General features: G+C 72.1%; 22 protein-coding genes. 7 read left to right on the forward strand and 15 right to left on the reverse strand.

What is annotated here, in order from left to right; genetic code table 11:
- Nucleotides 1-73: 73 nt before the first annotated feature.
- A complete protein-coding gene (locus FLW16_RS04845) occupies nucleotides 74-430 on the reverse strand; it encodes a VOC family protein (RefSeq protein WP_142557984.1) in 357 nt (118 codons plus the stop codon).
- A 128-nt stretch (nucleotides 431-558) separates the two neighbouring features.
- Between FLW16_RS04845 and secA2 the strand changes: the two genes are divergently transcribed.
- Nucleotides 559-2,826 (forward strand): accessory Sec system translocase SecA2, encoded by a 2,268-nt coding sequence (gene secA2, locus FLW16_RS04850; RefSeq protein WP_260614894.1) that lies wholly within the window; start codon nucleotides 559-561, stop codon nucleotides 2,824-2,826.
- A 21-nt stretch (nucleotides 2,827-2,847) separates the two neighbouring features.
- Here secA2 and FLW16_RS44965 read toward each other — a convergent pair whose 3' ends face one another.
- From FLW16_RS44965 to FLW16_RS04895, 9 genes are all read right to left on the reverse strand, one after another.
- Nucleotides 2,848-3,885 (reverse strand): hypothetical protein, encoded by a 1,038-nt coding sequence (locus FLW16_RS44965; RefSeq protein ID WP_396685130.1) that lies wholly within the window; start codon nucleotides 3,883-3,885, stop codon nucleotides 2,848-2,850.
- Nucleotides 3,886-4,152: 267 nt separating this feature from the next.
- Entirely contained in the window at nucleotides 4,153-5,715 is a 1,563-nt protein-coding gene (locus FLW16_RS04860) for a cellulase family glycosylhydrolase (RefSeq protein WP_142557988.1), read from the reverse strand.
- Nucleotides 5,716-5,889: 174 nt separating this feature from the next.
- Nucleotides 5,890-6,267: a YHS domain-containing protein gene (locus tag FLW16_RS04865; RefSeq protein WP_221890895.1), complete on the reverse strand. Its 378-nt coding sequence runs from the start codon at nucleotides 6,265-6,267 to the stop codon at nucleotides 5,890-5,892.
- A complete protein-coding gene (locus tag FLW16_RS04870; protein WP_142557990.1) occupies nucleotides 6,261-6,500 on the reverse strand; it encodes a hypothetical protein in 240 nt (79 codons plus the stop codon). The genes FLW16_RS04865 and FLW16_RS04870 overlap by 7 nt, the downstream gene beginning before the upstream one ends.
- Nucleotides 6,501-6,676: 176 nt before the next feature.
- The gene (locus FLW16_RS04875; protein WP_142557992.1) at nucleotides 6,677-8,002 is read right to left on the reverse strand and encodes a lanthionine synthetase LanC family protein; all 1,326 of its coding nucleotides are present in this window, start codon (nucleotides 8,000-8,002) and stop codon (nucleotides 6,677-6,679) included.
- Between the two features lie 81 nt (nucleotides 8,003-8,083).
- On the reverse strand, nucleotides 8,084-9,805 hold the full coding sequence (locus FLW16_RS04880) for a SulP family inorganic anion transporter (protein WP_142557994.1): 1,722 nt from the start codon (nucleotides 9,803-9,805) through the stop codon (nucleotides 8,084-8,086).
- Nucleotides 9,802-10,137 carry a helix-turn-helix transcriptional regulator gene (locus tag FLW16_RS04885; RefSeq protein ID WP_079312867.1) on the reverse strand — a complete coding sequence of 112 codons (336 nt, stop codon included), beginning with the start codon at nucleotides 10,135-10,137 and terminating at the stop codon, nucleotides 9,802-9,804. The genes FLW16_RS04880 and FLW16_RS04885 overlap by 4 nt, the downstream gene beginning before the upstream one ends.
- Nucleotides 10,138-10,142: 5 nt before the next feature.
- Complete coding sequence (locus tag FLW16_RS04890; RefSeq protein ID WP_142557996.1) at nucleotides 10,143-10,322, reverse strand: hypothetical protein; 180 nt, start codon at nucleotides 10,320-10,322, stop codon at nucleotides 10,143-10,145.
- A 98-nt stretch (nucleotides 10,323-10,420) separates the two neighbouring features.
- Complete coding sequence (locus FLW16_RS04895; RefSeq protein ID WP_142557998.1) at nucleotides 10,421-10,825, reverse strand: VOC family protein; 405 nt, start codon at nucleotides 10,823-10,825, stop codon at nucleotides 10,421-10,423.
- Nucleotides 10,826-10,999: 174 nt separating this feature from the next.
- On the opposite strand from FLW16_RS04895, the gene FLW16_RS04900 reads away from it, so the two are divergent.
- Nucleotides 11,000-11,428, forward strand: a complete 429-nt coding sequence (locus tag FLW16_RS04900) for a pyridoxamine 5'-phosphate oxidase family protein (protein WP_260614895.1) — start codon at nucleotides 11,000-11,002, stop codon at nucleotides 11,426-11,428.
- Nucleotides 11,428-12,432: a zinc-binding alcohol dehydrogenase family protein gene (locus FLW16_RS04905; protein WP_142558002.1), complete on the forward strand. Its 1,005-nt coding sequence runs from the start codon at nucleotides 11,428-11,430 to the stop codon at nucleotides 12,430-12,432. The genes FLW16_RS04900 and FLW16_RS04905 overlap by 1 nt, the downstream gene beginning before the upstream one ends.
- Here FLW16_RS04905 and FLW16_RS04910 read toward each other — a convergent pair.
- Both FLW16_RS04910 and FLW16_RS04915 read right to left on the reverse strand, forming a co-directional pair.
- Nucleotides 12,419-12,898: an HPP family protein gene (locus FLW16_RS04910; RefSeq protein WP_142558004.1), complete on the reverse strand. Its 480-nt coding sequence runs from the start codon at nucleotides 12,896-12,898 to the stop codon at nucleotides 12,419-12,421. The genes FLW16_RS04905 and FLW16_RS04910 overlap by 14 nt on opposite strands.
- Complete coding sequence (locus FLW16_RS04915) at nucleotides 12,895-13,593, reverse strand: CBS domain-containing protein (protein ID WP_142558006.1); 699 nt, start codon at nucleotides 13,591-13,593, stop codon at nucleotides 12,895-12,897. Before FLW16_RS04915 ends, FLW16_RS04910 begins: the two co-directional genes overlap by 4 nt.
- A gap of 129 nt (nucleotides 13,594-13,722) precedes the next feature.
- On the opposite strand from FLW16_RS04915, the gene FLW16_RS04920 reads away from it, so the two are divergent.
- The 3 genes from FLW16_RS04920 to FLW16_RS04930 are packed head-to-tail and all read left to right on the forward strand — an operon-like array spanning nucleotide 13,723 to nucleotide 17,724.
- Nucleotides 13,723-15,381 carry an FAD-dependent oxidoreductase gene (locus FLW16_RS04920; RefSeq protein WP_142558008.1) on the forward strand — a complete coding sequence of 553 codons (1,659 nt, stop codon included), beginning with the start codon at nucleotides 13,723-13,725 and terminating at the stop codon, nucleotides 15,379-15,381.
- Nucleotides 15,378-16,826, forward strand: coding sequence for an ATP-binding protein (locus FLW16_RS04925; RefSeq protein WP_142558009.1), 1,449 nt, complete (start codon nucleotides 15,378-15,380; stop codon nucleotides 16,824-16,826). The genes FLW16_RS04920 and FLW16_RS04925 overlap by 4 nt, the downstream gene beginning before the upstream one ends.
- 34 nt (nucleotides 16,827-16,860) lie before the next feature.
- Nucleotides 16,861-17,724, forward strand: coding sequence for an NAD(+)/NADH kinase (locus tag FLW16_RS04930; protein WP_185949254.1), 864 nt, complete (start codon nucleotides 16,861-16,863; stop codon nucleotides 17,722-17,724).
- Between the two features lie 25 nt (nucleotides 17,725-17,749).
- On the opposite strand, the gene FLW16_RS04935 is transcribed toward FLW16_RS04930, so the two are convergent.
- Nucleotides 17,750-18,169, reverse strand: coding sequence for a MerR family transcriptional regulator (locus FLW16_RS04935; protein WP_142558011.1), 420 nt, complete (start codon nucleotides 18,167-18,169; stop codon nucleotides 17,750-17,752).
- Nucleotides 18,170-18,224: 55 nt separating this feature from the next.
- Between FLW16_RS04935 and FLW16_RS04940 the strand changes: the two genes are divergently transcribed.
- Nucleotides 18,225-19,178, forward strand: a complete 954-nt coding sequence (locus tag FLW16_RS04940) for an SDR family NAD(P)-dependent oxidoreductase (RefSeq protein ID WP_142558013.1) — start codon at nucleotides 18,225-18,227, stop codon at nucleotides 19,176-19,178.
- A 55-nt stretch (nucleotides 19,179-19,233) separates the two neighbouring features.
- On the opposite strand, the gene mgrA is transcribed toward FLW16_RS04940, so the two are convergent.
- A complete protein-coding gene (gene mgrA, locus FLW16_RS04945; protein ID WP_142558015.1) occupies nucleotides 19,234-20,229 on the reverse strand; it encodes an L-glyceraldehyde 3-phosphate reductase in 996 nt (331 codons plus the stop codon).
- 120 nt (nucleotides 20,230-20,349) lie between these two features.
- Nucleotides 20,350-20,979, reverse strand: a complete 630-nt coding sequence (locus FLW16_RS04950) for an alpha-ketoglutarate-dependent dioxygenase AlkB (protein ID WP_142558017.1) — start codon at nucleotides 20,977-20,979, stop codon at nucleotides 20,350-20,352.
- Nucleotides 20,980-21,032: the final 53 nt, after the last annotated feature.

The following is a 21,032-nucleotide window of genomic DNA, read 5'->3' on the forward strand; positions in this document are numbered from 1 at the left end:
GGCCCGGCCGTCGCCGGTGAGGACGCCGACACGGCCGCCCGCGAGCGCGCACTTCAGGAGCACTGCGCCTGCTTCAGGACCTCTCCGGACACACGCAGAAAAGGTGGCCCTCCGGGTCGGCGAGCACCACCCAGTCGCCCGGCTGGAACTCCGGCTTGCTCGCCCCGAGCGCGACGTACTCCTCCACCGCCTTGGCCACGTCGGGCACCCGGAAGTCGAGGTGGAACTGCTTGTCCGAGCCGGGCCAGGAGGGGGCCTTCCGGTCGGGCACCCGCTGGAAGTAGATGCTCGTCGCGCCGTCGCCGATCCCCGCGTACTCCTCCTCGGCGTACTGCACGGGGAACCCGGTGATCTGGGAGTAGAACTCGGCGAGCTTCTTCGGCTCGGCGCAGTCGATGGTCACGGCGATGAGCTTCGCGATCGTTGTCATGGCGGCCATCTTTCCGCGTATACCTGTCAGGGAGTGTCAGGTAGGCGCGCCACAGAAATCGGCATCGATAGTGGGACCATGAACCGGGCATGTGGAACCAGTCCGGCAAGCGAGTCGTTGGAGCGGATGTGGCACGGGTAGGCGAATGGATCAAGCGGTTCCTGGACAAACCAGGAAGCGTCGATCTGGCCCCCTTCCAGCGGATCGTGGCCGAGGCAGGTGAGCTGGAGGACGAGGTCACCCGGCGCGCCGACCTGCGCCCCGCGGCCGTCGATCCCGGCTGGGTCGGCTCCGCCGACTTCTGCGCCGTGATGCGGGAGGCCGCCCGCCGGGCGCTCGGCCAACGGCCGTACGACGTGCAGCTCGTGGGCATGCTCGCCATGCTGGAGGGCCACGTCGTGCAGATGTCCACCGGCGAGGGCAAGACGCTCGTCGGCGCGCTGACCGCGGCCGGGTTCGCGTTGCGCGGCGCCCGGGTCCACGCGGTCTCGGTCAACGACTACCTCGCTCACCGGGACGCCGAGTGGATGGGCCCGCTGTACGAGACGCTCGGCCTCACGGCCGGGTGGATCGCCGAGACCTCCACCCCCGAGGAGCGCCGGGCGGCGTACGCCTGCGACGTCACGTACGGAGCCGTCAGCGAGCTGGGGTTCGACGTGCTGCGCGACCGCCTGTGCACCGACCCGGCCGAACTGATCGTGCCGGCCCCCGAGGTCGCACTGGTGGACGAGGCCGACTCGGTCCTGGTGGACGAGGCCCGCGTGCCGCTGGTGCTGGCCGGCACGGCCGACCCCGGCACGGCGCTGCCCGAGATGGCGGCCCTGGTGCGGCGGCTGTCGCGGGGCTACCACTACACGATCGACGAGGAGGGGCGCAGCGTCTTCCTCACCCCCAAGGGCACCGACACGGTCGAGAAGGCCCTCGGGGTCGACCTCTACGAGCACCCCGGCGTGGTGACCCAGGTCAACCTCGCCCTGCACGCCCACGCACTGCTGACCAGGGACGTCGACTACATCGTGAGGGACGGCCGGGTCCACCTGATCAACTCCTCGCGCGGCCGGGTCGCCGTGCTGCAGCGCTGGCCGGACGGGCTCCAGGCGGCCGTCGAGGCCAAGGAGCACCTGCCGGCGTCGGAGACGGGCGAGATCCTCGACTCGCTCACCGTGCAGAGCCTCATCCGCCGCTACCCGCGGGTGTGTGGCATGACCGGCACCGCGATCGCCGTGGCCGAGCAGCTGCGGGAGTTCTACGACCTCAGGGTCGCGGTCGTCCCGCCCAACAAGCCGTGCGTACGGGTGGACGAGCCCGACCGGATCTTCGCCGCGCTGGAGGACAAGGAGCGGGCGCTGCTGGAGGAGATCGAGACCCGGCACGCCACCGGGCAGCCGATCCTCGTCGGCACGCTCGACGTCGCCGAGTCCGAGCGCCTGGCCGAGGCCCTGGAGGCCAGGGGGCTGAGCGCGGCCGTGCTCAACGCGAAGAACGACGCCGAGGAGGCGCAGATCATCGCGAAGGCCGGCCGGCGCGGCGCGATCACGGTCTCCACGCAGATGGCCGGGCGCGGCACCGACATCCGGCTCGGCGCGGGTGACCCGGACGAGGAGCAGGAGGTCGCCGCGCTCGGCGGGCTCTACGTCATCGGCACCGGCAGGCACGAAAGCAGCAGGCTGGACGACCAGCTGCGGGGCCGCGCCGGACGGCAGGGCGACCCCGGCGGCTCGGTGTTCTTCGTCAGCGGCGAGGACACGCTCCTCACCGCGTACGCGCCGGACCAGTCGCTGCCCGCGGCCGGCCGCGACGGCGTCGTGCGGGCCGCGGACGCCGCCGGGCTGGTGGCACACGCCCAGCGCGTGGCGGAGGGCGTCAACCTGGAGATCCACCGCAACACCTGGCGCTACACGCGGCTCCAGGAGCGCCAGCGGGCGGAGGTGCTGGAGCAGCGCGACCGCGTCCTGCACGGCGACACCGGGGCGCGGGCCCTGGAGCAGGCCTGCCCGGAGCGCTACCGCGAGCTGTGCGAGACGGCGGGCGAGGAGGCGGTCGAGCGGGCCGCCCGGCAGATTGTGCTGTATCACCTCGACCGCTGCTGGACCGAGCACCTCGGCTTCCTCGCCGACCTCCGCGAAGGCATCCACCTGCGGGCCCTCGGGCGGCTGAACCCGCTCGACGAGTTCAACCGCGAGGCCGTCCCGGCCTACCGGGCGATGCTCGACGAGGTCGAGCGGCGTTCCAAGGAGACCTTCGAGAAGGCCGACGTCACCCGGGACCTCGCGGAGCAGGGCCTCAAGCGGCCCACGGCCACCTGGACCTACCTGGTGCAGGACAACCCGTTCGGCTCGGAGTGGGACCGCGTGCTCAAGCGCGTCGCCGGAGCACTCAAGCGCCGCAAACGGTAAGGTCCGCGGGCCCCCGAGGCTCTACCGCTTGCGGTGGCGGCCCTCCTCGTGGGAGGTTCCGTGGGCGTGGGCGGGCCGGCTCAGCACGGCCTTGGCGCCCACGGCGACGAGCGCGCACACCACGATCGCGACCGAGAAGGCGGGAACGGCCGCATCTTCCAGCTGGCCGTCCACGGCCGACGCGGGAGTGAACGCCGGGGAGGCCGTCACCTCGCCGGCCCTCGGCCCCTTCACGGTCTTCGCGGCGGTCTTCTCCGCGGTCTTCTGGGTGCTCTTCTGAGTGATCTTCCCGGCGGCGTTCGCGGCAGGGTTGGCGGCCAGTGGGGACATCTGGGCCGTGGCCGCCTCGACCTGCGTGTCCTGCGCGTCCGGCGCCGCGGGCGCGGAGGCCACGGGGGCCGGGCTCTCCTTCACGCCGGGCGTGGACGTGGGAGCGGAGTCCTGCGGCGCGGCGGGAGACGCCGAGGGAGCGGGAGCGGCGGTGGGGCAGGGCGGCGGGGGCTTCGGGTGGTCCTTGACCCCGTACGCGCCCGTCGAGAACGGCTTGGGCGCGCCCGTCTTGCCGAGGCCCTTGCCCCATTGGGTGACCACGACCTTCACCGGGATGTGGCCGAGCCCGCCCGCGTCCTCGACGGTGAGCGAGTCGGTGTTCCAGGTGCCGCCGGTCAGATCGGCGAACGTCTTGCCGTCGAGGTCGAGCATGACCCCGCTGCTGGAGGGAACGCCGGGGCCGCGGTCGCCGATGAAGAAGTCGGCCTTCTTCCCCTTGTAGACCACGTAGCCCTTGGTGCCCATCGGCCAGCTCGGGCTGGCGGCCAGGCCCTCCTGCATCGGCTTGCCCGACGCGGGGGCGCCGGTGTCGCCGTTGACGCCCGACCCGTCGTCCCAGAAGTACGACGCGGTCGTCTTGCCGGCGTACAGGACGGTGTGGCCTTCGGCGGTCGGGCAGCCGACCTCGGGAACGGCGGGCGCGGTGGCCGCGTCCTCGCCGTCGGTGGGGGTGTGCTGGGAGCCCGCCGGGGCGGGGCGGGCGGAGGCGTCCTGCCGGTGCGGGGACACGGCGGTCGCGCGGTGCGTCTCGCCCTTCGCCGGGCTCAGCTGCTCCCGGAGGGCGTCGGTGTGGGGGTCCGCGTAGCTGGAAATGGGGGATCTCCTGACTGGTCACGGTTGGGTAACCGGACAATAAGCCAAGAACACCCCAAATCTCGACATCTCGGGCGAAAGTTTTACTTTCTGGACTAACTTCCCATGAAGTGGCAAAGTCGGATGTGACGCGCCCCCCTTCCCGGGGGGCTGGAGGGAAGGAGGGCACGCCACGTATCGGGATCAGGACGACAGCAGGCGAGCCCGCAGCCCGGCCCCGAAGGCGGTCGGGGTGCCGTTGTAGTCGCTGATCAGGGACGGGCCGGTGGAACAGTCCCAGGTGTTCCAGGTCCAGCCGAGGTAGGACAGGCCCTTGGCGTCGAACCAGTTCATGACCTGGTCGATGAACCCGTGCGAGCAGGTGTTCTCACCGATCTCCCCGGCCACCAGCGGGACCTGGGCCGCCACCGGCGCGAGCTGACTGTCCCAGCACGAGGTGCCGACGCAGGAGTTGAAGTTGTACACGTGCCACGCGGCGGCCAGGTTGTTCCGCGAGTCCGTGGGCTTGTACTGCAGCCACTGCGACAGGTCGTTGGAGTAGGCCAGGCCGCCCAGCATGATGATGTTGGTCGCGCCGGTGGCCCGCACCGCGTTCACCAGCGACTGGAAGCCCGCCACCTGGTAGGGGATGCCGGAGCAGGTGCCGCCGTCGCGCCAGCAGGCCCACCCCGAGGCGGCGCTGCCGGTCGCGCGCTCCGGATAGGGCTCGTTGAACAGGTCGAACACGACCTCGTCACGGCCCTTGAACGCGTTCGCCACCCCCGTCCAGAACTGCGGGGCGTACTGCGCGTCCGGCATCGGCTTCTGACAGGAGGCGTGGACGTCGGAGCAGCCCGAGGAGTTGCCGGTGTACTGGCCGTAGTTCCAGTGCATCTCGACGATCGGGGTGATGCCCTTGGCGACCAGCCGGTCGACGTACGCCTTGACCTCGTTCTGGTAGGAGGCGCCGCCGTACGAGGACTGGATGTTGCTCAGGCCGAGCCAGCACTCCTCGTTCAGCGGGACGCGGACCGCCCGGACGTTCCACGTCTTCATCGCGTCGATCGCCGCGTTGTCGACCGGGCCGTCCCAGACGCCGCGGCCCTGGACGCACATGAACTCGCCGCCCGACCGGTTGACCCCCAGCAGCCGGTACGGCGTGCCGGTCGCGGCGTTCACGATCTTGTTGCCCGACACCTTCAGCTTCGGCGCCACCCCATTGGAGGGGCTGGGCGACGTCGAGGGCGAGGGGCTCGGGGACGGGCTCGGGGACGGGCTCCGCGTGGGGCTCTGCGACGGGCTGGGCGAGGAGCTCGGCGAGCGGGAAGGCGAGGGCGAGGCCGACGGGGACTGCGACGGCGTGCCGCCGTTGCAGGCGACGCCGTTCAGCGTGAAGCCGGCCGGCACCGGGTTGCTCCCGGACCAGGATCCGTTGAAGCCGATGCTCGTCGAGCCGCCGGCGGGCAGGGACTTGTTCCAGTCCATCGCCGTCGCGGTCACGGTGGCGCCCGACTGGCTCCAGGTGGCCGACCACCCCTGGGTGACCTTCTGACCGCTGTCGGGGAACGTGAAGGTGAGCGTCCAGTTGGTCAGGGTGTCGCCCAGGTTCTGGATGCTCAGGTTGGCGGACATGCCGCCCTGCCACTGACTGGCCGTGTAGGTGACCTTGCACGCCACGGCGGCCTGGGCCGCCGGCGTGTTGGCCAAGGCGAGTCCGCCTGCGGCGATCAGCCCCAGTGCGGTGAGGATCGCGCCTCTCCGTCGCATGCTCCGTCCTTCCATAGAAGACCGGAGCGAAGCGTCGTGAACTAGACCGGTTAAGTCAAAGGTGCTTGGGGCATTACCCCCGCTGAGCTGGGCCTGCGTGCCGCGACCAGGTGAAATTTTCAGCCGGATCCGGCCCGGCGGCGCCGCCTCCGGGGCATCGGCCGCCGGCCGCCGTCAGGGCACCCCCGCAGCGCCCGATTCTCTGACGAAGTGCCCGCGGCAATGGGTGCAGCAGAAGCCGTAGGTCTGCCCGTCGCGCTCCAGGACCACCGCCTCTTCCAGCGGCACGGTCGCGCCGCAGACCGGGTCGACGACCATGCCGTCCGGCACGTGCGCGGCCGGTCCGGTCTTGGCCTCCTCGATCAGCGCGAGGAAGTCCGAGGAACGCCGCACCCGCCCGAGCAGGCCGTAGCCGCCCTCCGGAAGACCGATCACGTTCACCACGGCACGCGGCTCGGGGCGCCCCTCCGCCTCCGCGAGCTCTGCGGTGATCCGGGAGACGAGGTGCTCGCTCATTTCCTTGCCCCACAGCCCGACGATGACGTTCACCACGTACCAGGGGTCCTGCGAGCCGTCGAGCAGGTTCTGCCCGCGATCCAGACCTCCTCCTCACGGACCACCACGTGGGAGAGCGAGTCGAACAGATCCATGACACCGGGGTCCGCGGCGGGTGTCGTGCCGTCCCCGGGCGACAGCAGACGCCGCGCCGTGAGCCGCCTGGCGAGCACCCGGCGCTCCCACTCGTCGAACATGCCCTTGGGCACCAGCAGCTCGACAAACAACATCGTCGCTCCGTCCTTCCGGGAAAGGGTCGATCAGTGGAGATCGTGCCGCGACGAACCCTCACTGTCGTCGCCCCGGGGAGGACTCTCCCGGCTACCGCGCCGGACGCAGCGGGCGGGCGCGCTACGCCGTACGGAGTAGTCCGCTCCCCACCCGTGCGGCGCCTACCAGCGCGTGGCTATGCCTGCTCGCCGCGCAGGACGGCGGCGGGGATCGGGATGGCCGGGAACGGGTTGTCCGGCAGGAGGATCAGCCGGCGCGGCGTGCCGGTGCGCTCCGTGGCGTCCAGGTGCAGCAGGGCCGTCCCGATGCCCGCGGCTCCCACCATGTATCCGGTGTCGGCCGTGACCTCCCCGGGCCGCAGCCGCCGATAGGCCTGATACCAGCGGAAGCCGGCCTCGTCGCCCGCGGTCGCACGCCCGATCAGGTCGATCGCGAGCGTGCGTGCGAAGTCGAGGTACGGCTCGTGCCCCGTGGCCGCGTACAGGCCCACGAAACACTCGATCAGCCCGGCCGTGCCGCAGCACATGCAGGCCACGTCCCAGTGACCCGGGGGCCGGGCCCCGGGCACGCCGCTGTGCATGATTCCGTGCGCGAGCCGTTCCATCCAGTCGAGATCGCCCGGGTCGCCGGTGACCCGGTGCAGCTCGTGGAACATGCGGGCCACCCCGGCGGATCCGGAGCAGAAGCCGAGGTAGTTGAGCCGGCGCCCCTGCGGGAGGTGGTGCGGCACGAGCGCGCATCTGTCGGTGACCACGCTGACCGTGCGGACGAAGTCGGCTCCCCTGCGGGCCGCCGTCAAGAACCGCGCGTCGCGGGTCACGCCGTACAGGCGGGCGAGCAGGAACGCCGTGCCCGCCGTCCCGGACAGGAACCCGGGGGTGACCGCGTCCACGGGCAGGTCGGGGACGGCGTCGCCGCCGAAGCGGTGCCCGGGGACGGCGAGGCCCGCGATGCGCTCCCCCGCCTCGATCGCCACCTCCTCGTACGCCGGGACGCCGAGGATGCCGGCCGCGTGCAGCAGCGCGAGCACGATCCCCCCGTCACCGCGCTGCGCCGGGTCACCGGTCCAGCCGACGCCGTCGCCGAGGGGGCGGGCGTCGCGGACGAGGCGGTCGGCGGCGGCGCGGGCCGCCCCGAAGATCTCCTCGTCGCCCGTCGCCCATCCCGTCTCCGCCATCGCGAAGACCAGACCGGCGAGCCCGTGGTAGAAGGTCGGGTCGCGCTGCTCGGGCCAGGTGACGGCGAGCCTGCGGGCTCCGGCGAGCGCGTCCTCCAGGTACGCCTCGTGGCCGGTGGCGGCGGCGAGTTCGAGGAAGAACAGCACGACGCCGGCCGCGCCGGCGTAGAGGGACGAGAGGTCACCGGCACCGGCCGACCGCCCCCGGGGATCGGGGTTGGCCCGCCATCGCCGTCCCAGGTCGTCGTCCACCGCCGCCGACCGCACCCAGCGCGCGGCCGTGACGGCGGCGGTGACAGGTGTCTCGCGGGGCCAGGCGCTCATCACCCCAGTCTCCCACAAAGCTGGTAGGAAATTAAGGCTACTGTTCTTCCACTCGGAAGCCTACGGGGAGTCGTGCGCCGATCACACCGTCCTCACGGAAACGTCCGGGTGACGTGCCGCGAGGACCGGGGTCGGCGGCGGCGCGGGCGGGAGTCCGAGCAGCGTCCTGGCGTGGGCGATCGCGGCCGGGGTGTCCGGGAAGACGAGCCCGTCGCGGCGGAGGTGGTCGGCCACCCCGAGCCCGCCGAGTACCTCGTCGTGGCCCGGCCGGATGCCCGACAGCAGCACGGTGATCCCCTTTCCCTCCAGCCGCCTGATCGCGTCCCCGAGGACGCCCGCGCCGGTGGCGTCGATCGTCGACACGCGCGACATGCGCAGGATGACCACCCGCACGTCGGCGACCTCCGACAGTTCGAGCAGGAAGCGGTGGGCCGCGCCGAAGAACAGCGGGCCGTCGAACCGGTAGGCCACGATGTGCTCGGCCAGCAGGCGCCGTTCCTCGTCGCCGTGGTCGCCGGTCTCCAGCGGGACCTGCTCGATCTGCGCGCTGCGCGCGACGGCCCGCAGGGCGAGCACGGTCGCGACGCCGACGCCGACCGCGACCGCGGTGACGAGGTCGAAGACGACGGTGACGGCGAAGGTGAGGACCATCACGGCGGCGTCGCCCCGGGTGGAGCGGGCGATGGCGCGCAGCGACCCGACCTCGACCATGCGGACGGTCGTGGCCAGCAGGACACCGGCCAGCGCGGCGAGCGGGATCCGCCCCACCAGGCCGCCCGCGCTGAACACGATGACGGCCAGCACGACGGCGTGCGTGAGGGCGGCCAGGCGCGAGCGGGCGCCCGAGCGCACGTTGACGGCCGTACGGGCGATCGCGGCGGTGGCGGGGATGCCGCCGAAGAGCGGGGAGACGACGTTCGCCAGGCCCTGCCCGAACAACTCGCGGTCGGGGTCGTGCCGCTCCCCCACGCTCATGCCGTCGGCGACCGAGGCGCACAGCAGGCTCTCCAGGGCCCCGAGGGCGGCCACGGCGAGGGCCGCCGGTAGCAGCGAGGTGACGCCGCCCGGATCGAGGAAGCCGAGCGACGGCGCGGGCAGGCCGGCCGGCAGGGTTCCGATGCGGGCGACGTCCAGCCCGGCGGCCTCGGCCACGACCGTGGCGGCCACGACCGTGAGGAAGGAGAACGGCACCGCGGGCCGCCACCGCGCGCCCAGCAGCATGACCCCGGCGACCACGAGCGCCATCGCGACCGGCACCGGATGCGGGTCGCGCGCGAAGTTCGCGACCGCGTTCCCCGCCGCCTGCCACACCCGCTCCCCCTCGCCGGTCACGCCGAGTGCCGCGGGCGCCTGCTGGAGCGCGATGACGACGGCGATGCCCGCCGTGAAACCCTCGATGACGGGGGTGGGCATATAGCGGGCGTACCTGCCGACCCGGGCCAGCGCGAGCACCACGAGCACGATCCCCGCGAGCAGGCCGACCGCGAGCACCCCGCCCGGGCCGTGACTGTGCACGATCGGGACGAGGACGACGGTCATGGCCCCCGTGGGCCCCGACACCTGGAGGTTGCTGCCGCCGAAGACGGCGGCGATCGCGCCCGCGACGACGGCGGTCGCGAGGCCGGCCTGCGCGCCCAGCCCGGAGCCGACCCCGAAGGCCAGCGCGAGCGGCAGGGCCACCACCGCGACCGTGAGCCCGGCGATCAGGTCGCGGCCCGGGCTGCGGCGGGCCGGTCGCCAGTCGGCGGGCGAGGGCAGCAGCCCCGCGACCCGGCCGTACAGCCGCTTGGCCGCGCCGGTCACTCGGCCGCCTCCGCCTGAAGCTCGGCCAGCAGCTCACCCTGGCCGGTGATCATGTCGGTGAGGATCCGCCGGGCCGCGGCGAGCAGGTCGACGACGTCGGGGGTGGCCAGCGAGTAGACCACCGTGCCGCCCTCCCTGACCGCGCTGACCAGACCGGTACGGCGCAGCACGGCGAGCTGCTGGGACAGGTTCGACGCCTCCACCTCGATCTCGTTGAGTAATTCGCGGACCGGGCGGGGGCCGTCCCGCAGGAGTTCGAGCACGCGGATGCGCACCGGATGCCCCAGAGTGCGGAAGAAATCGGCCTTGGCCTGGTAGAGCGGGACGGGCATCGGGCTCACTCCGCCCCTCCCGCCGCCTCCGGGTTGATCCCGTGGTCGGCGGCCAGGCGGTTGAGGTTGTCCAGCCGGCCCGAGGCGATCTGGACGCCGTGCTCGTCGCCGCTCTCCCGCGCCCGCCGCAGCTCCTCGCGCGCCTCTGCGAGCCGGGCGCGCAGCTCCGCCGTGAACTCGTGCATGTCGTCCTCTCCTCCTTCGGCGGGGCTCAGCATATTGCCGATATGAAGAATTATTCAATTCAGCAGCACCGCAACCACGTGGGCGGCCGGAGAGGAGGTCAGGCGGGGCGCGACGTGAAGGAACGCTGGTCGCGCCGCAGCGGATGGCCCTCGGGGATCTCGACCAGCACGATCGGCAGGCCGTCGGGGTCCTCGATCCACATCTCCACCAGCCCCCACGGCTCCAGCCTGGGCGGGCGGGACACCGGCACCCCGGCCTCCACCAGCCGGTCGTGCTCCCTCTGGACGTCGCGCACCTGCAACCAGATCGCCGGCCCCTCCCGTACGTCGCCGGTGCGCGGCGAGACCTCGACGAACCCCTGGCCCAGGAAGAACACCACCCCGGGGTCCTCGACCGGGCCGAACTCCCGGTTGACGGCCAGGCCCAGGACGTCCCGGTAGAAACGGCGGCTCGCGGCCCGGTCGGCCGATCGCAGGAGTATGCGGCTGCTCAGCACTTCCACGTGACGGTCGTGCCCATTCGGGGCATGCGGTTGGGGATGGATTACGGCAAGCGGCGGCCAAGGCTTCCCGGGCCCTTGGTCCCTCCGCCGGGCGACGGACGTCGGTGCCGCCGGAGGGACGGGAACGGCACACTGGTCGCCGACGCCCCGTTGAGGATCATCGTGGAGGTTCGAATGACTGAAGACACGGCTCCCGCCGGCATGCCGCGCCTGGACAGGCTCGACCGCGAGGAGTGCCTGCGGCTGATCTCGCCGGGCGGTGTGGGCAGGGTCGCCTTCAACAACCCGACCGGGCCCGTGATCCTGCCGGTCAACTACACGATCGAGCAGGGCGCCGTCTTGTTCCGCACCGCTCTCGGCGGCCCGATGGACGCCGACCTGCGCACGGGGATCGAGGGGGCCGACTTCATGGTGGCCTTCGAGGTGGACCACATCGACGAGAGCACCCGGGAGGGCTGGAGCGTGCTCGTGCGCGGCGGAGCCCACCACATCACCGGCGACGTGAACAAGAACGCGGTGGAGTCGTGGGCGGGCGGCGACCGTCCGCTCTACATCCGGATCTCGCCTAACGAGGTCAGCGGCCGGCGCATCCAGCACGCCTGATGGACGCCTGGGTCGTGGCCCGGCCGGGGCCCGTCGCGACGCGGCCGCTGGAGCGGGCCGTGCTGCCGGACCCCGCGCCCGGGCCGGGGGAACTGCTGGTCCGCGTCGAGGCGTGCGCGGTCTGCCGCACCGACCTGCACCTCGCCGAGGGCGACCTCCCCCCGAGACGCCCTCGTACGGTTCCCGGGCACGAGGTCGTGGGACGCGTGGCGGGGCTCGGGCCGGACACGGCGGGGCCGCCGGTCGGCACCCGCGTGGGAGTGGCCTGGCTGCGCTCGACCTGCGGCCGGTGCCGCTACTGCCTGCGCGGCGCGGAGAACCTGTGCCCGGCGTCCACCTACACGGGCTGGGACGCCGACGGTGGATACGCGGAGCTGCTGACCGCCCCCGCGGCCTACGTCTACCCGCTGCCCGAGGACACCCCGGCCGAGACGCTCGCCCCGCTGTTGTGCGCGGGGATCATCGGATATCGCGCGCTGGTCCGCGCCGACCTGCCTCCGGGCGGGCGGCTCGGGATCTACGGGTTCGGCGCCTCGGCCCATCTGACCGCCCAGATCGCGATCGCCGAGGGCGCGACCGTACACGTGATGACGAGGTCGGCGGCGGCGAGGGAGCTCGCGCTCCGGCTGGGCGCGGCCTCCGCGGCGGGCAGCGCCGACCCGCCGCCCGAGCCCCTGGACGCCGCCATCCTGTTCGCCCCGGCCGGCGATCTCGTGCCGGTCGCGCTGGCCGCGCTCGACCGGGGCGGCACGCTCGCGGTGGCGGGGATCCACCTCACGGACATCCCGGCGCTGAACTACCAGCGTCACCTGTTCCAGGAGCGCACGCTGCGCAGCGTCACGGCCAACACCCGCGACGACGGGCGGGAGTTCCTGCGGCTGGCGGCCCTCCACCATCCGCGGGTCACGACGACGCCCTACTCCTTCGACGCCGCCGGCCGGGCGCTTGCCGACCTGGCCGCCGACCGCGTCGAGGGGGCCGCCGTCCTGCTCATGGACAGGTGACGGGCGGCACGGGCTCCAGGTGGAACAGGCCGCCCTTCACGTTCGTGGGGTCGCCGGCCGCACGCGCCGTCCTCCCGGCCAGCGCCATCAGCACGTCGGTGGTGGTGACCAGGCCCCGCAGGACGTCGTCCGGGCCGAGCACGGGGACCGCGCCGCAGTCGGCGTCGGCCATCAGGGCGGCCACCTCGGACAGCGGGGCGTCCGGGGCGACCCGGGGACAGCGCCGCCCCTGCACAAGCGTGCGCACCACCGCCTGCGACTGCTCGGCGGGGCCGCCCGACCAGTGCGCGGCGACGTCCTCCCGCCGGAGCACGCCGACGAGCCGGCAGCAGGCGTCCACGACCGGGAGGTGGTGGACGCCGGCCCGCCACATCAGCTCCCAGGCCATCAGCGGCGACTCCTCCGGCTCCACCGTGACGAGCGTCCGGGTCATCACCTCGGACGCGGTCGTGGTCTCGACGCTCATCGATCCTGCCCGCCTTCCGCCGGGCCGGTCCGCCGGGGCGCGCCCGCGGGGACGGCCCGGTCCACGTCGTCGATCTCGTACGTGACGGAGGAGTCGACGTCCACCACGCCGTCCACCTGCCACACCTCCTCGATCAGGGCGCAGAGCTGGGAACGCCGCTCCACGCCGCCGTCGAGGTGGACGATCCCCTCCTCGACCCGTACGACGCAGTGCCGGCAGTGGCGCGACGCCACCTCGAGGACGTCGCAGCGGAGGTCCTCCGGGGGCCGGCAGAACGCCCTGATCAGGTCGGACTGTTTGACCAGCCCGGTGATGCGGCCGGTCTGCCCGTCCACCACCGGCAGCTCCTTGACCCTGTTGCGGTGCATGAGACAGGCCGCCCGCCGCAGCGGGGTGTCCTCGGTGACCGTGATCGCGGGGCTGCTCATGATCTGGGCGGCGCTGCGGCCGCTCGCCTTCCTGCGCTCCCTGCGGCGGGACGGCCCCTCGATGATCAGATCTCCGGGCCGCAGGTCGAGGTCCTTGAGCAGCAGGTCGTCGTCGCTCACCATGCCGATCACGCGCCGGTCCCCGTCCACGACAGGGACGGCCCCGACGTGGAACCGGCACATCGCGGTGACCACGTCGGAGAACGAGGCCGCCGCCTCGACGGCGACCACGAACCTGTTCATGACATCGCGGACGGTCATCGGCATGGCGTCCTCCTTCGTCTCCCCCAGCCTTGGCCACCACCGGCGCCGGGGCGACCGGCGAACGTCCCCCTACCGTGGGACCTATGTCCTGGGGGTCCCATTCAGCCAAGATCCGCCAGTACCGTGTCAGTTGTGCAGAATGCCGCGATCCTCACCGTCGATGACGACCCTTCCGTCTCCCGGGCGGTGGCTCGTGACGTACGCCGCCGATACGGCGACCGCTACCGGGTGATCCGAGCCGAGTCCGGCCCCAGCGCGCTCGACGCGCTGAACGAGATCAAGCTGCGCGGCGAGCAGGTCGCCGTCATCCTGGCCGACTACCGGATGCCCCAGATGAACGGCATCGAGTTCCTCGAGGCGGCCATGGACGTCTTCCCGCTGGCGCGCAGGGTGCTGCTGACCGCCTACGCCGACACCGACGCGGCCATCAGCGCGATCAACATCGTCGATCTCGACCACTACCTGCTCAAGCCGTGGAACCCGCCGGAGGAGAAGCTCTACCCGGTGCTGGACGCGCTGCTGGAGGCCTGGCTCGCCACCCCCGCCGTGACGATGCCGGAGACCAAGGTCGTGGGTCATCGCTGGTCGGCGCACTCGTTCACGGTGCGCGACTTCCTCGCCCGCAACCTCGTGCCGTACCGCTGGCTGCGGGCCGACGAGGCCGAGGGCGTACGCCTGCTGACCGCCGCGGGGATGAGCGAGGCGGACGTGCCGGTGGTGATCACCACGGACGGCAAGGCCCTGGCGCGGCCCACGGAGGCCGATCTCGCCGCGCACGTCGGCATGGCCACCACTCCGGCCTCGGATCTCTACGACCTCGCCGTGATCGGCGCGGGCCCCGCCGGTCTCGGCGCCGCGGTGTACGGCGCGTCCGAGGGACTGCGCACCCTGCTCGTGGAGCAGCGGGCCACCGGCGGTCAGGCCGGGCAGAGCAGCCGGATCGAGAACTACCTGGGCTTCCCCGACGGGGTCTCCGGCGCCCAGCTCACCGACCGCGCCCGCAGGCAGGCGCTGAAGTTCAACACCGAGCTGCTCACCACCCGGGAGGTCGTCGGCCTCGAACGGAGCGGTTCCGCCACCCTGCTGCACTTCGGCGACGGAAGCGCCGTGACGGCGCATACGGTCGTGCTGGCGACCGGCGTGTCCTACCGGCTCCTGGACGCGCCCGGCCTGGCCGACCTGACCGGCCGGGGCGTCTTCTACGGCGCCGCCGCCACCGAGGCCCCGAGCTGCTCGGGGGAAGAGGTCTACATCGTCGGCGGCGCGAACTCGGCCGGGCAGGCGGCGGTGTACTTCTCCCGGTACGCCCGCAAGGTGCACATCCTCATCCGGGGAGAGGACCTCACCCGGTCGATGTCGCAGTATTTGATCGATCAGATCGAGGCCATTCCGTCGATCGAGGTCCATCCGCGCACGGAGGTGGTCGGCGGCGAGGGCCGCGACCACCTGGAGCGCCTGATCCTGTGCGACGGGCGGACCGGCCTGACGACCGCCGTGCCGACGTCGTGGCTGTTCGTCTTCATCGGGGCGGAACCGCGCACCGACTGGCTCGGCGACGTGGTCGCCCGCGACGGAGCCGGCTATGTGCTGACCGGCTCCGACCTGCTGGCGGACGGCCGCCGCCCGGCCGGGTGGACGCCGTCCAGAGATCCCTATCACCTGGAGTCGAGCATGCCCGGCGTCTTCGCGGCGGGCGACGTGCGGGCCGGATCGGTCAAGCGCGTCGCATCGGCCGTCGGCGAGGGCGCCATGGCGGTCTCGCTCGTCCACCGCTACCTGGAGGCTCGATGACCGACCATCCGAGTGAGCCGACACTGTCACCTGACGAGCTGCGCACGCTGTTCCTGTTCGAGGCGCTGGACGACGCGCAGCTCGCCCGGTTGTCGGAGGCGGGCCGGGTTGAGCGGCGGCTCGCCGGAAACCGCGTCTACCAGGAGGGCGAGCCCGCCACCTGCTTCTTCGTGCTGCTGAGCGGCACGGTCGCGATGAGCAGGCGGGTGCAGGGCGACGAGGTCGAGGTGAGCCGCACCGGCCAGCGCGGGGTGTACGGCGGCGCCACCCAGGCGTACATCACGGGAGAGTTCTCCCAGCTTTACATGAACACGCTGACCGCGGTCACCGACGCCGAGTTCTTCGTGCTGCCGGCCGAGGTGATCGGGGCGTGTGTGCGTGAGTGGTTCCCGATGGCGATGCACCTGCTCGAGGGGTTGTTCCTCGGCATGCGCGCCACCCAGACGATCGTCGGCGAACGGGAACGGCTGCTCGCGCTCGGCTCGCTGTCGGCCGGCCTGACCCACGAACTGAACAACCCGGCGGCCGCCGCCGTACGGGCGACGTCGGCGCTGCGCGAGCGGGTGGCGGGCATGCGGCACAAGCTCGCCATGATCGCCGACGGGCGGCTGGACGGCAGTCAGCTGCACGACCTGGTGGAGCTCCAGGAGGACGCGGTCAAGCGGTCGGCCTCCGCCCCCGACCTCACGCCGCTGGCGCGCTCCGACGCCGAGGACGCGGTCGCCGACTGGCTGGACGACCACGACATCGTCGGCGGCTGGGACCTGGCGGCGACGCTGGTGGCCGGCGGCCTCGACGCGGCCTGGCTCGACCAGATCGCCGGGGCGGTGGGCGAGGAGAACCGGGAGTCCGCGGTCCGGTGGCTCACCTACACCGTGGACACCGAACTGCTGATGTGCGAGATCGACGACGCGGTCAACCGGATCTCCGGCCTGGTCGCCGCCGCCAAGCAGTACTCCCAGCTCGACCGCGCCCCGCACCAGACGGTCGACGTGCACGACCTGCTCGACGCCACGCTGACCATGCTGCACGGCAAGATCCCCGAGGGCGTCCGCACGGTCAAGGAGTACGACAGGTCGCTGCCGCTCATCCCGGCGTACGCGGCGGAGCTGAACCAGGTGTGGACCAACCTCATCGACAACGCGCTCGGCGCGATGGACGGCACGGGCACGCTGACCCTCCGCACCCGGCGCAAGGACGGCCACCTGATCGTCGAGGTCGGCGACACCGGCCCCGGCATCCCGCCCGAGGTCCGGCCCCGCATCTTCGAGCCGTTCTTCACCACCAAGCCCGTCGGCGAGGGCACCGGCCTGGGCCTGGACATCTCCTACCGGATCGTGGTCAACAAGCACCACGGGGACATCAGGGTGGAGTCGCGTCCCGGCGACACCCGGTTCCGGGTCTACCTGCCCGTGGACCAGGCGACGCGGGAGCCCGTTCGATAAGGCCACCCGTACGACCTGGCCGTACAGTGTGGACATGGGCATGGTCAGCACCGTGGGTCTCGTCCTGCACCCGCAACGCGACTCCAAGGAGGCGATCGACACGATCGTCGAGTGGGCGCGCAAGCGGGACTGCACGGTGCTGGGGCTGCCCGACGAGGTCGGGCGCATCGACTGCAGCGCGATCGCGGTGGACGCCCCGACCCTGGTCAGGCGGTCCGACCTGCTCGTCAGCCTCGGCGGCGACGGCACGATGCTGCGCACGATGCGCCTGATCGCCGGGCGGCCGACCCCCGTCCTCGGGGTCAACCTGGGACGGCTCGGCTTCCTCGCCGAGATCGACGTGGACGAGCTGGCGCCCGCGCTGTCCGCGATCGACGAGCACAGATACACGGTCGAGCCACGCATGGCGGTCCGGGCGACCAGCCACGACGGCTGGATGGTGACCGCGTTCAACGACATCGCCCTCGTCCGCATCCCCGGCGACGGGCTCGCGGCCGTGTCCGTCTCTGTCTACGGTGAGCCGTTCGTCCGGTACGCCGCCGACGCCGTGATCGTCGCCACCTCCACCGGATCCACCGCGTACAGCTTCTCGGCGGGGGGCCCGATCGTCTCCCCCACCGTCGAGGGGTTCCTCGTCGTCCCGGCCGCCGCCCACTCGGCGTTCAACCGGGCGCTGGTCCTGTCGGCCGACGAGGAGGTGACGCTCGACGTGCTCCCGACCAGCGGGCAGCTCGCCCTTGAGGTCGACGGCACCATCGGCGGCCACCTGGGCCCCGGCGACCGGCTCACGGTGACCGCGCTGCGCGCCGCCGCACGCGTGGTGCGCCTCGGGACGACGACCTTCTACGAGCGGGCCCGCCGCAAGCTCCGCGTGAACGGCAGCGCCGAGGTCGACTGACTGCGGCGCCCCTCACGCCGCCGGATCATCGTGACGGTGTCGGCGACCAGAGCCCTGCCGCGGTCCCGTCGCGCAGGTGCCTGCGATAGGTGACCACCTTGTCGTGGATGACGGCGAGGCTCGCGTCGAGCTCGGCGATCCGTGCCCTCACGGTGCGCTCGTGCTCCTCCAGCAGGGCGAGGCGCTCGTGCTCGTTTCCCGGCCCCGACCGTACGAGCTCGGCGAACCTGCGCAGGGTGGCGATGGACATGCCGGAGTCGCGCAGGCGGTTGCACAGGACCAGCCACTCCACGTCCGCCGGGTCGTACACCCGCTGCCGGCCGGCCGATCGGGGGATCGGACGGAGGAAGAGCCCCTCGCGTTCGAAGAACCGCAGCGCGTGCACGCTCAGCCCGGTCGCCTCAGAGACCTGCCCGATGGACAGAGCTTCCGTATGCCTGGTCATGCGGCGGATCGTACAGCTTGACCTAGAGCACACTCTAGTTTCTACCGTCCTCCTCATGACGACACAGCACAGGATCGGCAGTGGTTTCGGCGCCCGCAGCACCGCGCGCGAGGTGCTCGCGGGAATCGATCTGTCCGGGCGGACGGCCCTGGTCACCGGGGGGTATTCCGGGCTCGGCCTGGAGACGACGCGGGCGCTGAGCGCGGCGGGGGCTCAGGTGATCGTCCCCGCGCGCAGGCCGGAGGCGGCGAAGGAGGCGCTGCGCGACATCCCGGGCACGGAGACCCGCGAACTCGACCTGGCGGACCTGCACAGCGTTCGCGTGTTCGTGGAAACGCTCGTGGAGACCGGCAGGACCATCGACATCCTCATCGCCAACGCCGGCATCATGGCCTGCCCGGAGACCCGCGTCGGCCCGGGGTGGGAGGCCCACTTCGCGGTCAACCACCTCGGCCACTTCGCCCTCGTCAACCGCCTCCGCCCGGCCCTGGCCCCCGGAGGGTCGCGGGTGGTGTCGGTGTCCTCCGCCGGCCACTCCGGGTCCCGGATCCGATGGAACGACATCCACTTCCGGGAGGGGTACGACAGGTGGCAGGCCTACGGCCAGTCGAAGACGGCGAACATCCTGTTCGCCGTGCACCTCGACGCGCTCGGGGCCGCCGCCGGCATACGGGCCTTCTCCCTGCATCCGGGCGAGATCCTCACTCCCCTCCAGCGGCACGTCCCCCGCGAGGAGCAGATCGCCCTGGGCTGGATCTCTCCCGACGGCACGGCGGCGGAGGGCTTCAAGACTCCGGAGCAGGGCGCGGCGACGACGGTCTGGGCGGCGACCTCTCCCATGCTCGCGGATCACGGCGGGGTTTACTGCCAGGACTGCGACGTCGCCGAGCTCGCCACGACCGACGACATGGGCACCGGAGGGGTCAAGCCGTGGGCGGTCGACCCCGAGGAGGCGTCCCGGCTCTGGGACCTGTCGTCCGAGCTCACCGGCGTCGACGCGTTCTCCTGACGCGGACGGCCGGGGCGGCGCACGCGTGCCGGCCCCGGGACCGCGTCCGCAGGTCCTACAGCAGGCTCTCGATCTCGGACAGCTCCTCGGCGGTGAGCGCCGGTGCGGCCAGGGCGGCGACGTTCTGTTCGAGCTGCCCGACCGAGCTCGCCCCGATCAGCACCGACGTGACCCTCTGGTCGCGCAGGATCCACGCCAGCGCGAGCTGCGCGAGCGACTGCCCGCGCTCCTGCGCGATCTTGTTCAGGCCGCGCAGGGTCTCCAGCAGGTCGTGGGTGAGCCGGTCGCGCTTCAGGAAATGGCCGATCGCCATCCGGGAGTCGGCCGGCACCTCGCCGTCGAGATAGCGTCCGGTGAGCAGGCCCTGCGCCAGCGGCGAGTAGGCGATGCACCCCGCCCCGGCCCGCTCCAGCGTGTCCAGCAGGCCGTCCTCCACCCAGCGGTCCAGCATCGAGTAGCGCGGCTGGTGGATCAGGAGCGGGGTGCCCAGCTCGCGCAGCACGGCGGCGGCCCGCTCGGTCTGCTCGGCGGAGTAGTTCGAGATGCCCACGTAGAGCGCCTTGCCGGAGCGCACCGCCGTGTCGAGGGCGCCCATCGTCTCCTCGATGGGAGTGTCCGGGTCGGGCCGGTGGGAGTAGAAGACGTCGACGTAGTCGAGGCCCATCCGGCTCAGCGACCGGTCGAGGCTCGCCAGCAGATACTTGCGCGACCCCCACTCGCCGTACGGCCCGGGCCACATGTCGTAGCCCGCCTTCGTCGAGATGAACAACTCGTCGCGGTAGGGCCGGAAGTCGGCGCGCAGGTGGCGGCCGAAGTTCTCCTCCGCCGAGCCGTACGGCGGGCCGTAGTTGTTGGCCAGGTCGAAGTGGGTGATGCCGAGGTCGAAGGCCCGGCGCAGGACGGCGCGCTGCACGTCGAGCGGGTGGCCGTCGCCGAAGTTGTGCCACAGCCCGAGGGAGATCTCGGGGAGCAGCACGCCACTCCTTCCGCTGCGCCGGTACCGCATGTCGTCGTATCGAGCGGGGGCGGGGACGTAGGGGTGCGGGATCATCCGTGGCCTTTCTTGCGCGACTGGCCCGGTCCTTTGCCGCGGCCTTACTCAAGGACTACCAGCAAACCGCACATGTCAACGGCCCGCCCACCGCCCTCGGCCCGGGACGCGCTCACGCCCTCAGCGCACGCCTCTCGGGCGGAACTGGACGCTGATGCGGGCGCCGACCACTTTGGCCGACTTGGGGATCGCGTGCTCCCAGGTGCGCTGGCAGCTCCCGCCCATGACGATGAGATCGCCGTGGCCCAGCTCGTGCCGCACCGTCGGGCCGCCCCCGCCGCGGGGGCGCAGCAGCAGCGGACGCGGGGTGCCGACCGACACGATCGCGACCATCGTGTCCTGCGTGCTGCCCCGCCCGATGGTGTCGCCGTGCCAGGCGACGCTGTCCCTGCCGTCGCGGTAGAGGCACATCCCGGCAGTGCGGAACGGCTCGCCGAGCTCCTCCTCGTAGTGGGCGTTGAGCGCGTCCCTCGCCTGGACCAGTATCGAGTCGGGAAGCTCCTCGTCCTCCTCGTAGAACTTCAGCAGGCGCGGCACGTCCACGACCCGGTCGTACATGTGCCTGCGCTCGGCGTGCCAGGGCACCGCCTCCAGGAGGCGTTCGAAGAGCGCGTCGGCCCCCTCGATCCAGTGCGGCCGGACGTCGATCCAGGCGCCGCGCTCCAGGGAAGTGCGCCGCACGGACGAGCCGAGCGGGCCGACGTGAACATCCTCGCCCCAGTCCAGCAGCGAGGCCTGAAAAGCGGTCATACGACCATCATATTAGAACATCTATTCGATCATGCTGTGGGCGAGAAGGAGCT

This window comes from Microbispora sp. KK1-11, assembly GCF_006874435.1.
Classification (GTDB): domain Bacteria; phylum Actinomycetota; class Actinomycetes; order Streptosporangiales; family Streptosporangiaceae; genus Microbispora; species Microbispora catharanthi.

What these genes read in the sequence shown, in the direction of transcription:
- FLW16_RS04915 (WP_142558006.1), bottom strand. Translation starts at nt 13,593, where the DNA reads ATGCCGATGACCGTCCGCGATGTCATGAACAGGTTCGTGGTCGCCGTC.
- FLW16_RS04910 (WP_142558004.1), bottom strand. Translation starts at nt 12,898, where the DNA reads ATGAGCGTCGAGACCACGACCGCGTCCGAGGTGATGACCCGGACGCTC.
- FLW16_RS04875 (WP_142557992.1), bottom strand. Translation starts at nt 8,002, where the DNA reads ATGAGCGCCTGGCCCCGCGAGACACCTGTCACCGCCGCCGTCACGGCC.
- FLW16_RS04925 (WP_142558009.1), top strand. Translation starts at nt 15,378, where the DNA reads ATGACCGACCATCCGAGTGAGCCGACACTGTCACCTGACGAGCTGCGC.
- FLW16_RS04900 (WP_260614895.1), top strand. Translation starts at nt 11,000, where the DNA reads ATGACTGAAGACACGGCTCCCGCCGGCATGCCGCGCCTGGACAGGCTC.
- FLW16_RS04860 (WP_142557988.1), bottom strand. Translation starts at nt 5,715, where the DNA reads ATGCGACGGAGAGGCGCGATCCTCACCGCACTGGGGCTGATCGCCGCA.
- FLW16_RS04870 (WP_142557990.1), bottom strand. Translation starts at nt 6,500, where the DNA reads ATGTTGTTTGTCGAGCTGCTGGTGCCCAAGGGCATGTTCGACGAGTGG.
- FLW16_RS04940 (WP_142558013.1), top strand. Translation starts at nt 18,225, where the DNA reads ATGACGACACAGCACAGGATCGGCAGTGGTTTCGGCGCCCGCAGCACC.
- FLW16_RS04845 (WP_142557984.1), bottom strand. Translation starts at nt 430, where the DNA reads ATGACAACGATCGCGAAGCTCATCGCCGTGACCATCGACTGCGCCGAG.
- FLW16_RS04890 (WP_142557996.1), bottom strand. Translation starts at nt 10,322, where the DNA reads ATGCACGAGTTCACGGCGGAGCTGCGCGCCCGGCTCGCAGAGGCGCGC.
- FLW16_RS04935 (WP_142558011.1), bottom strand. Translation starts at nt 18,169, where the DNA reads ATGACCAGGCATACGGAAGCTCTGTCCATCGGGCAGGTCTCTGAGGCG.
- mgrA (WP_142558015.1), bottom strand. Translation starts at nt 20,229, where the DNA reads ATGATCCCGCACCCCTACGTCCCCGCCCCCGCTCGATACGACGACATG.
- FLW16_RS04950 (WP_142558017.1), bottom strand. Translation starts at nt 20,979, where the DNA reads ATGACCGCTTTTCAGGCCTCGCTGCTGGACTGGGGCGAGGATGTTCAC.
- FLW16_RS04885 (WP_079312867.1), bottom strand. Translation starts at nt 10,137, where the DNA reads ATGCCCGTCCCGCTCTACCAGGCCAAGGCCGATTTCTTCCGCACTCTG.
- FLW16_RS04905 (WP_142558002.1), top strand. Translation starts at nt 11,428, where the DNA reads ATGGACGCCTGGGTCGTGGCCCGGCCGGGGCCCGTCGCGACGCGGCCG.
- FLW16_RS04930 (WP_185949254.1), top strand. Translation starts at nt 16,861, where the DNA reads ATGGGCATGGTCAGCACCGTGGGTCTCGTCCTGCACCCGCAACGCGAC.